The sequence below is a fragment of the Chitinivibrionales bacterium genome (genome assembly GCA_014728215.1).
Classification (GTDB): Bacteria; Fibrobacterota; Chitinivibrionia; order Chitinivibrionales; family WJKA01; genus WJKA01.
Window position 1 is genome coordinate 1 of record WJLZ01000062.1, and the last position, 11363, is coordinate 11363.

Sequence of the window (11363 nt, forward strand, 5' to 3'; positions counted from 1 at the left end):
AGGTGAGATTTACCGGTCATTTTGAGTGAGATTCGCCGGTCAAATTACCTGAGACAGAACGGTCAAATTAAATGAGATTCGGCGGTCAAATTACGTGAGATCGGCCAGGGTGGGGAAAGAAAAGAAAAACAAGAAAATGCTTAAATATAATTGTTGTGATATTGATATTTGCGATATTGTCATGCAAGGAATCCAACCCGACGCAAAATGAAAAATGTACTTCAGATGTTACGACAACAGCTTGTGATGGAAAATGGTATAGTGATTGTTTAGGAGACACGCCGTATGATTTTATAGATATTGAAAGTGCATTTTCGACTGTATCGCAAGACTCAATAATTACAAAGATTGTTGTGAGCGAATTGCCTGAGAGCCTTATCAATCACCAAAGTGAAGTTAATGAAGATGAATTGGAATACTTCTGGGCATCAAGGTTTGACATAGATAATGATGGATTAAAAGTTGATGATCTTGAATTAGCAGTAGCACATTGGAAAGGGGGAACTGGCCCTGAAAGAATTGACCAAATTTTGACATTTGTTCAGGTTGATGTTTGGAAATATACAGAAACAGGAGCATCGCAACAATGCGAAGCATCAGTCAGTATTAATGGTGATACAATGACAATATCTGTCCCGAGAGATAGAATTAATGACTTATTGAAAATTGACAAAAATACATTTGTATATTATCAAACACGTTACAATGACGGAAATCGATACCAGGACTTTTTACCAGAAGAATAAATATAGAGACCCCACCCCGATGAAGAAAGAAACCGAATACTCCGAGAACACCGAATAACGAAATAAATTTCATTGCTCCTCCAGAGAAAGATTACGGAATTTAAAAAGACAGTCGCGGCCGCAATTGATCTCCAGAAGTGCGATTTCAGAAGCCTTTTGCGAGACATTCTCAAAAGTCAAAACCGTGGTCAGAGGCACACCGGCTACTACAAGCTTTCGCATCTCCTGATAGCTGCTTCCCATCGGTCGGAAACGGTAGGATTTGTTTGCCATGTCGATAGCGGTAATACGATACTCATTACCGAGGTTGTCGAACATACGGGTGGAAGGGTAGCCGTACTGGACGGCAAATTCACGATCTTTCTCATTTGTGTTTTCTATGGTAAGGGTACAGGTCACGGTGCCGTCGATAGTCCGGGCGCATTGCCGTACCGAGAGAGTGAAACCGTCTTTAGTGAGTTTGTCGATAGCCGACGGGACGGATGATGCAGTAGGGGACATCTCCTGGGCGGCACCTTTTTTTCCATTGGTGTTGTCCCTCTCCTGAGAAGCGTTCCGACCGAAGTTGAACGCACCGTCTTTCAGGGGTTTTGACATCAGCGACGCCACTGTTGTGGTTTTGGGAATAGTAACCGACGCTACGGAAAAGACTTTTCCGTTTTCGGTGTCGACCAGTCGCGCATTGACTTTTATCGAGGAACCCAGGTCGGTAAGGGAGCCCGAGGCGATCACCTGGGCGCCGATGAGCCTGCCAAGTTTCACCGCGGACTGCTGATCGACCATACTCATCATGTTCAGCTTATGCTCATGCATGGTACGATGCAATAACTGGCGTTCGATTATCTCGAACCGTCCGGTGCGATAAAGGCGCGTCGTCAACTCTTCAGCAATGAAACGTCCTAGTTGCGTAATCTTGCCTTCAAGATGGGCAAAGTCGCGCAAAGCAACGACTTTTTTTTCAAAAGTCGACAGGTCTTTGACGATCTGCCCGGCAAGAGCATCGAGGCTTTCATCAAACTTCGAACGGTTGTCCGGCGGAGACTGCTTGGATGAACAGCCGATCAGACCGGCCAGACAGATCATGGATACTAAAAATCGAACTTGCTGCATAATTTCCTCCCGGCCGCACCAGATGGTGCAATCAAATGAATTGTTTATCGAAAAGGATTGACTATTGCACAATGTTTCAATAAGGAGTACATATTGACACCAATCACGGAAAGCACCGTATAGAATATTGAAATAACCATTGCATAAAAAAAGAGCCCTACAAAAAGGCCGGTGGTCTGGTTGGTCATGGTGACATAATGCCACGTATCGATATTAAAAAAGAGTGCCGCGACGTTGAAAACAAACAGAGTCAAAATCATAATCGGCATTCCCGACCACATGCCTTTAATATCCTGTGGACTAAGCTCCATATGGGAGGCTACGCACAGGGAGATATAAAGGAAGAGCCAGAATGATTAACGCCGCGGCGCCCCCGGAAACCGGGGATTCCTGAATGCCGTCATTGATATTCTTGAAGATGATAAACACCATGAAGTACATGAAAGCATTATAATAAGGAAAGGGCTTGGTCCAGTAGGTTTTAAAGAATCCGGAAGGTAACGCTTTAATGAACATGTAGCCCAGAGGAATTGAGGCCACAATATAGGCGGCCCACATGATCAAGGCGCCCAATACGACGGAGCCGGTAGCCGCGTTGATCTTCTCCACCAAAAAAGCGATACTCCAGAGAATGGCTATGCAAGGGGCCAAAGGAAGGATTATATGCCGTATGCCGAGTTTCAGAGCGAGAGCAAAAAGATTGTCCAGAACAACATCACCAGTACCGGGAGTATTCTTTTCCCTGGCGCACCTGGGACAATACTTAACTTGTCCCTGCCACAATTCCTTTCCGCAAACAATACAGTTTGCCATAGAGCAGATCCTTTCGTGGCGGCCGTGGATACCATTTTTTTCCCGCCGGTGAATAGATGCATACAAGAAAACCACATTATACCACCGCCATGAAAATATGTCAATAATTTTTTTTAAATCAACCGTTTCGGACCATGACAATTGCCTGGTTCAGCTAAAAATCGCCAATTACCTAGGTTTCTAAGCGATTAAAAAACCATTAATAGCATGATTTGCCATCCCTGAAACACCATTTTTTAGCCCTTAAAAACGTCAATCGGATCGGACCACGTACAACCGCGTTTCCGTTCTACAATCCCCGATTTTGAGATTGGCTAACCGGTTAAGCACCCCTTAAAACACCGTTTTGCAATTCACCCCCCTATGCGCTCCGGCGCATAGCCTGGAATAAAGCATTTTCCTAATGGGGTTTAAGGGGTGGTAACCCCTTCCCTATGCTCAATGCTCAATGTGGTCGGAGTCGGATCATACAACACCGCCGGCCAACTCATGTTACGGAAGTGCCCCGGTGGTTGAGGAAGGTATGAAGGCAAGAATTTATTGATAATGTATAACGGCACGGACAGAATAGAACGCGGATGAAACATGGAAATTCAGATGTGGGGTCAAAAAGCTGTTTGAAGCGGGAGTTCCACCGCCGCACCCCGGAGCGCCTTTGGCGCTTTTTCTATAATGAATCTCCATTACGGTTACATCAATATGCAAAAAACGCTCCCTTCTCCCATCCGTGAAGAGCACAGCAACCTTCCATGCATCTTTTCAACCAGGGTTCTACACTGGTAAAGTCCGATACCGACTCCCTTGTCTTTGGTGCTGCTGAATGGATGAAAAAGTTTGTTTTGCATGAATTCTTGAGACATTCCGCAGCCGGTGTCTTTAACTATTATTGCCCCATGATGGCGGGCGATGAGGTGGTCCCCAAGGGCGAGGTCTTGTTTTATTGAAGGTGGAATTGAGTAGCTTTTGGTTGCATAGAGAGAAAGGGTCCCTTTGAATTCCATGGCTTCAAGAGCATTGATTATCAGGTTTTTCATGATATAGAAAAGCGATTTTTTATCTATCCTGCAGAGCAGGGGGGTGCTGATATCGGTGGAAATATCCACGTCGGCTACGGCGTCGACGCCAGAGCTTTCCAGTGCTTCCATTATCACAGGACTGATATCCTGTTCGGTGACCTCGAGGTCATCCTGTTTTGGCGCAGAGCCCAGTTTGTTGATCAGCACCTGAAGGTTTGCGGAGCAATTCTTTATGGATCGCAGAAGGCTTTTGCGGAATTCGGGATTGTCCATATTTTTGTCGGCGTTTTTTGCGACAAGTGATAATGTAGCGACCTGATTTTTGACATCATGAATTATAAACGATGATATCCTGCTGAATGATTCAAACTGTTTGTTTTCAACATGTTCCCGTTGGAGTTTGTATTTGTAGATAACATTTCCGATCGAACCGGCAAATACTCTGATGAGCATCTTGTCTTCTTTGTCGAGTGCTTCTTTAAGTGCTGTCCGGATTCCCAGGACACCCAGCAAGGCTTTATTGTGGATAACCGGAAACAGTGCTGTCAGTTGAAGTCGTTCGATAATGCGGCGGTCGTTATCACTGAGCGTGCCGGGCTTTTCGGAAAGGAGAGTAAGAAAATCAAGGGGTTTTGTATCGCTCGTAAAGGTGCTGATCATTACACTGGAGCCGGGTATTCCGATTTCAGGCCCTTTCACCGGTGAGACAGGGTTGTTTTGTAAATAGAAATTATCATCTCTGGGATCGGCCAGAAAAATGTAGGCATCCTCAAAACCCGCGCCGTATTTCAGAGCAATGATAAGTTGCATTATGGATTCTTCCATGGTTGTGGCGGTCATGTAGGTCTGGTGGAGGCGGAAAAACTGATCGCGGTAATCGTATTTGCGCTGGTAAATGTGTTTTCCGGCAAAACGGACAATCGTGCCGCGCATTTTGGGTGATGTAACCACAAAGACCACTAAAAAGGCGGCGGAAAAAATGCCGAAAAATATTTCAAACTGGGTAAAGGCGATGCCGAACCGGCTGATAATATAGACGGTGGAACCCAGGCCCAGAAGAACGGCTCCCGCAATGAACAGACTTAGGGAGGAATAGATAATCTCACGGGATACCGCTACCTTTTCATTGGCTATGCGATGACGAAACATGCCCGAAAATGCAATCGGCAGTAAAAGAGAATTAACCACAATGCCCGCCAGCATGTATTTGGTTGAAATAGTCTGGAAAAGGAGCGTATTTGTATGAAATATCATCTGATATCCGGCAATGCCGGCAAAGGCGATAAAACAGGTGGTAATGCCCCGTCGACGGTAAGGCTCCAGCGATCGATAGGCAGTTTCGATGAAGTAAAGGACAAGCAGATTTAAAAGAAAATGAAGAATGATTATTCCCATTCCCACGGCATTCAACCGGATCGTCGGCGTATCTCCCTGGATTATGAAATGAGTCCATTGGGTAAATAAGGAGATCCCCACGGTGAGAATACCGGCAACACGCCATATCCATGGTGAAACGATGTGTTTACCTTTTCTTCTCAGGGGAACCAGTTGGTGAACCAATTCCAGAATAACGATCGTGGCGGCCATGGAAAGCGCCCCGTAAAACTTAATCCAATCGGATTCGATAATGCCGATTGTTGAGCTTACGATCCTATTGGCCACCCAGGAGGTTTCTGAGATAAGAAGAGTCAGAATGAATGATGGGACCACCGAGAGCTTTCTTTTCTTCTTGAAAAGAAGCATAAAACAGAAAACGATATCGATAATGGCGGTTATTAGTATAAAGGAATGTATAAGCATACGAGGTGGCTTGTTGAATGTGCGACCCTCTATCTGATTACTATAAATAATAAAAAAAGCCGCCTTTTGCAAGGCAGCTTTAAATTATCATAAAATCGAATGTATTCGATTTAGCTCTTGTTTGATTTTTTCTTTCGGGAAAACCAGAATCCACCGAGACAGAAAAGACCCATACCGATAAGTGAAATCGTTGAAGGCTCTGGTACACTGTTGATTTTTACAGCAACGATCATGTCCTGATAGTCGGCATCGCTCCTGCCGAGAACAGGAAGGTCTTCCCACCCAAGAATATAGGTGTCATCAATCTCTCTGATTTTAAAAACAGCAGCCTGATCCAATCCGCCGGGATTGAGTGCGCTTTCGGTATAGTGAGGAGTATAATCGGTGCCATTGTAAAGCAGTGCGCCATTCGGGTCGATATAAAAACCAAAATCTTTAACTGCACCATTAAAAAAGATTTCATCACTGGCCAGAAAAGAATCGTTGCCATCAAAGATCTGATTCAGTCCATCGGGTGAGCCCTGTTCGTACCAGCCAAAAGTAGTCTCATCAGCCATTCCGGCAAATTCTCCCAGAATAATGGAAAAAGCTCCCTTGCCGGTAAAAATTTCGGTGTCGACCTGATCGAGATGAACATCAGGGTATAACTGAGTTATCGGGTTATCACTGACATGATCGATAAGCTCAACCAGATTGCCGGGAGGATTGCTGTCCCATGAATCACCGAAAGTGAAATCCGGATCGGTAGTCATAATGATGTCGGCAAACAGACTTCCTGCTAGGAGAAGTCCGATAAGGGGGGAAACTCTTAGAAGTTTCATATGGCTCCTTGAAAAGGGTTACATTCTTCCATATTGAAGCTTAAATAGACGCAAACACAATGCCATGAAGCTTTATCGATTAAAAAACGCGGAAATAGGGGGTATTATCAAAGGGGGTGTAAAAAAGGGTGCTGATTTGTCGGAAAAGCTTACACTTTTTGGCCTTGGCGACCGGTCTTGGTAGCGTTCATGAAGCCGGCTGCTTCAATCCGCTCACCTGGTCTTGCGTTCCTGAACTCCTTTCTCCCATCGCTTTAAAGCCCATAATATCAGGCCCAGTAACAGGAGCGCGAGAATAAAGAATGGTTTGCCTCCCTCGCGATGAATGTCGCTGTGAAGAATTCTGGAATCGACATAGGAGCCCAAGATCGCAAGTCCTGATATGCGGAGTCCATTCTTGATAATCGTTATCGGAAATACCGCCAGAGCCAGAATTACTTTTGAAACAGGTTTCTTCAAAAAAAGCTTCCCTGCCATAATGCCCGTTATAAAAAGCGCAATACTCGACCGTATCCCGCTGCATACATCGGCAACTTCAATACTGACCTGAGGGAGATGAAACATGAATCCTTCACGGACAAAGGTAACTCCGCTGATCATGAAAATTACATGAGCGGCTTCGGTCGATAGTACCTGGAGGAAATGGACATAGGGAATCAGAATAAAAAGCGGTATGGGAACGGCGAAAAGCAGAAACAAGACAGGAAAACGGGCTTTTTTCAGCGCCTCTGTCCCAAAAAACAGAACAAATAAACCGGTCCAGAGTGTAATTATCGATACGGTTCCCAGGCTTGCCACATTGTTGGGTGACAGATATGCGCCAGCTGCATAGGATATCGCAAACCCGGCAATTCCTGCACAGGCAATGATACTCCCTGCAGTTATGGCGCGATCCTGATGGGAAAAGATTGTTTTGCGCTCGGTAAAAAAGAAAAACGCGCTGATAAAAGGTATTATCGGTAAATGAGTGAATGTATGATGGGTCAGTTCGGTTTGTGGCGTTTGTTGAAGCAACCGGTAAAAGACACCATATAATGCACCGGAAATCAGGATGAATGCTATGCTTTTTTTTGTTGTTTCGTGTCCTTTTCTCAATGCCTGATCTCCGGGACGTTCCCCACGAGCAGCGGTGCCATCTGGAGATATTTTGTTGTGTTCCGTTTGGTTTCGATATCTTTATATACCCGTTCCACTTGCTCTCCGGTAAGCCCGATGACTTCACCGACCGTTGCAGGAGGAACATTATTGTTTTTACCGTATAAGCAGAGGTCCATTTTATCGTAGGGAAGAGAAAAATAGAACTCATCCTGACCCTGGGCGAGTGAATAGGTATCGGTTGTGGGCGGACGGTTTCTGATTTTTTCCGGGACACCGAGATATTCGGCCAGTTGATAAACCTGACTCTTGTAAAGGTGGGCTATGGGCTTGATATCCGCAGCGCCGTCACCAAGTTTAACAAAGAATCCCTGATCGTATTCCAGACGGTTCGGTGTTCCGGTAACTGCATAATTGAGTCTGTCGGCATGATAATATTCGAGCATTTTCCGTGTACGCTGCTTGAAATTAGTGGCGGCGACAATCGCAAGGTACGCTTTCAGCGGAAGCCGTTCCTTTACTATCTCTCCATCGGGGTTCTGTGCCACCAGAGAAAATATATTATATCCTTCACTTTCCATAACATTGGGGATAACAATCTTGGATTTCCACCCGTCGCCATAGGAGGGAATAACCGACCGCACGGCATCACCATACCGGTGGTAGAACCCGACGGATTCCAGGATACCCGAGATATTCTCATACACCGTTTCGATCCCGAAGGTATCGGCAACGAGTGCGCTCAGATCTTCGGTTTCATCGGCTGAGTGTCGTTCGGGCATTTGAAGGCAGAGTACTTTATTGGGTCCCACCGCGCGGGCGCTGAGCGCCGCGGTGACACTGCTGTCGATCCCGCCGGAGACGGCAACAACCAGTCCCCGCCGTTTCAGGCTCTCACCCAATGCTTTACGGATATTAGTAACAATATGCCCGGTCTCCTTTTCACCGTCGATCGAAAGAACATCGAAAGAAAAGTTTTCCGCCATCATTTTACTCCTTTGTATTTGGTAAACACATTTTTCAGGTTCACTGTCCGGTAACCGCCAATCATGTTCTGGCGCCGGTCCGTTTGTCGACAACCAGGTCGATACTCATGTCGCTGAAACGATTTGCAGGGAAATCGGCGATAAACTTGTCATACAATACCTGGGTCGACAGCACCCCTGCCAGTGCCATGCCATCAACTTCACTCATCACCGGATTAGTTGTCACTTTCTCTTTGAGTTTCTCTATCTTACCGGGATCGAAAATGCCGGCGTTTTTCACCGTTTGCGGTGAGAGCATCGAGTCGATATAGCCGGTTGCCTTGGTACCGTAGAGTCCTTGCTGTATCGGCGCTCGGTAGGGATGTTTCGGTCGTGAGGTAATCTCCGGGGGTAATATTTTTTCAAATGATTTTTTCAGGATAAATTTCTCATTCATGCCTAAAATTTTCCAGGTCGACGAAATCTTGCCCGCATATTCCATGACCCGGTAATCGAGATAGGGAAGGCGGATTTCCACCGAATTGGCCATGGCCATGCGGTCGCCCTGAGATGACAGAAGATAGTTGCTCAAAAATATCCAGGTCTCCAGATACTGGGCTTTACCAAGTGAATCGAGGGAAGAAAATTGTTCAGGAAGGGAAGGGATGAGTGTATCGGCGGCGGAATAACCGCTCAATGAAGACTGCATCTGTGACGAAAAGAGTCTTTTTATCCGGCTGGTATTATTCCAGCGGATACGATGGGAGAAAAGGGGATCGTCGATATTTTTAAGTCCCTGCCCGAAAAAGCTCCGCAATGCCCGTCGCTGGTTATCATTCCGGAAGATATGGGGATACAATCTGCCCATCAGGTTCCCCCGGCCGGGTGAATCCGGATTACGTGCCAAGAACTTTCGGGCAAGAACTTCCCTGAAAATGTTATATCCCCCGAACACCTCATCAGCGCCCTCGCCGGTCAGCACCACTTTGAAATTGCTGTTTCGCACCAGGCCCGACAGCAGATAGAGCGGCACCGGCGCAGTACGCAAAAGCGGGCGCTCGGTGTGCCATATAATCGATGGAAAGTGAGTGGCAATATCCCGGTTTGACGCTCTGATTTCACTATGGTTGACTTTGAGATAATCGACCATGTGCCTTTGATGAGCGCCTTCATCAAAGGCATGCTCGTCGAATCGTATCCCGAAGGTCCGGACCTCGTTGTTGAAATTATTGACTACAAGGGATGTTATCCCCGAGGAATCGAGCCCGCCGCTGAGATAGGCGCCCACCGGGACGTCGGCCCGTAGCCTGATCCGGATGGCATCGGTAAGAAGCTCATGGATCTTTTCGCCGATAACATCCGGGGGATCATCGATCCACCGGTCCTTTGGATACAGGGGAATATCCCAGTATTTATGTATAGAGATCCGCCCCCGGACTGCTTTCATATAATGACCGGGGCACAGCTCCCTGATATTTCTGAACACGGTCGTTCCCGGCATGGTGGTCCAGAAAGTAAAGGTCTGATCGATTGCTGCCGGGTCGATCTCCGGGCTGATACCTTCTACGGTAAAGAGCGCCTTACACTCCGATGCAAAGAGAAGACGGTTCTCTGCGGTGGTATAATGAAGGGGTCGGATTCCGGCGCGGTCACGGGCAAGAAGCAATGTCTGCGTACCGGCATCCCAGAGTGCAATGGCGAACTGGCCGTTGAGTTCGTTAAAACAGGCCTCACCCTTCTCTTCGTACAGATGAACAATGACTTCGGTGTCGGACGTGGTCGAAAAGACATGTCCCCGGGTGATGAGTTGTTCACGAAGCTCGGGATAGTTGAATATTTCCCCGTTGAATACCACCCATATCTTCTTGTTTTCATTTGAGATCGGCTGGGTACCGCCGGAAAGGTCGATAATGCTCAGACGGGTATGGGCCATCCCGATAGTATCGTCGATATAGACCCCCGATTCATCGGGGCCGCGATAGCGCATGATACCGATCATGCTTTTCAGCGTCTCGATCGACAGGGGCGCCGGACCACTGAGGTTGAGTATGCCTGCTATACCGCACATGGAGATAACAGGAATGAAGAGAGTGGTGGATTAGTGGCGTAATGGAAATGCATACGGCTCCTTTGACATTCGACAGATAACGACCATTCAACTGCTGCTTTTTTTTGTCACAAATGTCGAAATGTTATTGAGACTGTCGAGATTTTCCGGAAGCATTTCTTCATCCTCGACTTTGATATCATAGGTTTCTTCCAGAAAGGTGATAACCTCAAGAATCCCGGTCGAATCGATAATGCCGCTTTCCAGAAAGGATGTGTCGTTCTGAAGTTTGCTGTCGTCACCGAAAAGAAAGTTGTCGACAATGAACTGTTTGACCTCATTGATGTATTTCAAATCAACCTCCCGGTTTGGTGTTGCGAACCCATGTCTCATCAGGTACAGGATAATCCTGCCGGTAATAGCGTGTTTCCGCTAATTTTAAAACTCCTTAACCCTGGAGTTGTCTCTGTAAGATTTTTTAAATATAATTCAGGATAATCAATTGTGCGAGTAGATGATGAATGCCGGGAAAATGCTGTTGAGTTAAGGAAATAATGATTGGTGATGTGTCTCTGATGATATTGGTAATTATTTAGTACTTATTACAGGTAAAGGAAGTAAATTAGGGGTAAATGAGTAACTGAACCGGCCAGGTCTCTTCACATGCCTCCGACAAATAAATATTCGGGTCGGACCACGCGAAATCCCCATTCCGCTCCCCAATCGGCGGTTTTCCGCTTTTCTAAGCGATTAACCAGTCCTTAGAGCTCGATATTACCCCCCGAAATCCGGGTTTAAGGGAGATAATGGACCTGAAAAATGAAATTTTAAGCATTTAAATGATTTCGTATGTCTTCCCTATCCGGCTTAAAATGGCCGGTAAATCAGGAACGATGAAAGTGATTGAGAGGTTGGCGAAGGGGTTTGCTAAAGACAAAGAGAGAGATTGA

At 46.3% G+C, this 11363-nt stretch carries 10 protein-coding genes; 1 reads left to right on the forward strand and 9 read right to left on the reverse strand.

Features of this window, described 5'->3' with window-relative positions:
* Nucleotides 1-176: 176 nt before the first annotated feature.
* Complete coding sequence (locus tag GF401_04160) at nt 177-746, forward strand: hypothetical protein (protein MBD3344238.1); 570 nt, start codon at nt 177-179, stop codon at nt 744-746.
* Between the two features lie 69 nt (nt 747-815).
* On the opposite strand, the gene GF401_04165 is transcribed toward GF401_04160, so the two are convergent.
* From GF401_04165 to GF401_04205, 9 genes are all read right to left on the reverse strand, one after another.
* The gene (locus GF401_04165) at nt 816-1856 is read right to left on the reverse strand and encodes a hypothetical protein (GenBank protein ID MBD3344239.1); all 1041 of its coding nucleotides are present in this window, start codon (nt 1854-1856) and stop codon (nt 816-818) included.
* A 44-nt stretch (nt 1857-1900) separates the two neighbouring features.
* A complete protein-coding gene (locus tag GF401_04170) occupies nt 1901-2167 on the reverse strand; it encodes a hypothetical protein (GenBank protein ID MBD3344240.1) in 267 nt (88 codons plus the stop codon).
* Nucleotides 2157-2669, reverse strand: coding sequence for a hypothetical protein (locus GF401_04175; protein MBD3344241.1), 513 nt, complete (start codon nt 2667-2669; stop codon nt 2157-2159). The genes GF401_04170 and GF401_04175 overlap by 11 nt, the downstream gene beginning before the upstream one ends.
* A 689-nt stretch (nt 2670-3358) precedes the next feature.
* On the reverse strand, nt 3359-5485 hold the full coding sequence (locus GF401_04180; GenBank protein ID MBD3344242.1) for a hypothetical protein: 2127 nt from the start codon (nt 5483-5485) through the stop codon (nt 3359-3361).
* 110 nt (nt 5486-5595) lie between these two features.
* Nucleotides 5596-6306 carry a DUF4114 domain-containing protein gene (locus GF401_04185; GenBank protein ID MBD3344243.1) on the reverse strand — a complete coding sequence of 237 codons (711 nt, stop codon included), beginning with the start codon at nt 6304-6306 and terminating at the stop codon, nt 5596-5598.
* A gap of 213 nt (nt 6307-6519) precedes the next feature.
* On the reverse strand, nt 6520-7452 hold the full coding sequence (xrt, locus tag GF401_04190; GenBank protein MBD3344244.1) for an exosortase: 933 nt from the start codon (nt 7450-7452) through the stop codon (nt 6520-6522).
* The gene (nadE, locus tag GF401_04195) at nt 7398-8390 is read right to left on the reverse strand and encodes an NAD(+) synthase (GenBank protein MBD3344245.1); all 993 of its coding nucleotides are present in this window, start codon (nt 8388-8390) and stop codon (nt 7398-7400) included. The genes xrt and nadE overlap by 55 nt, the downstream gene beginning before the upstream one ends.
* Before the next feature lie 58 nt (nt 8391-8448).
* A complete protein-coding gene (gene asnB, locus GF401_04200) occupies nt 8449-10434 on the reverse strand; it encodes an asparagine synthase (glutamine-hydrolyzing) (protein ID MBD3344246.1) in 1986 nt (661 codons plus the stop codon).
* An 87-nt stretch (nt 10435-10521) separates the two neighbouring features.
* On the reverse strand, nt 10522-10806 hold the full coding sequence (locus GF401_04205) for an acyl carrier protein (GenBank protein MBD3344247.1): 285 nt from the start codon (nt 10804-10806) through the stop codon (nt 10522-10524).
* Nucleotides 10807-11363 lie beyond the last annotated feature (557 nt).

Coding starts and splice junctions, on each gene's coding strand:
- GF401_04175 (MBD3344241.1), bottom strand. CDS start 2,669: ATGGCAAACTGTATTGTTTGCGGAAAGGAATTGTGGCAGGGACAAGTT.
- GF401_04165 (MBD3344239.1), bottom strand. CDS start 1,856: ATGCAGCAAGTTCGATTTTTAGTATCCATGATCTGTCTGGCCGGTCTG.
- GF401_04170 (MBD3344240.1), bottom strand. CDS start 2,167: ATGGAGCTTAGTCCACAGGATATTAAAGGCATGTGGTCGGGAATGCCG.
- GF401_04205 (MBD3344247.1), bottom strand. CDS start 10,806: ATGAGACATGGGTTCGCAACACCAAACCGGGAGGTTGATTTGAAATAC.
- GF401_04185 (MBD3344243.1), bottom strand. CDS start 6,306: ATGAAACTTCTAAGAGTTTCCCCCCTTATCGGACTTCTCCTAGCAGGA.
- GF401_04180 (MBD3344242.1), bottom strand. CDS start 5,485: ATGCTTATACATTCCTTTATACTAATAACCGCCATTATCGATATCGTT.
- asnB (MBD3344246.1), bottom strand. CDS start 10,434: ATGTGCGGTATAGCAGGCATACTCAACCTCAGTGGTCCGGCGCCCCTG.
- nadE (MBD3344245.1), bottom strand. CDS start 8,390: ATGATGGCGGAAAACTTTTCTTTCGATGTTCTTTCGATCGACGGTGAA.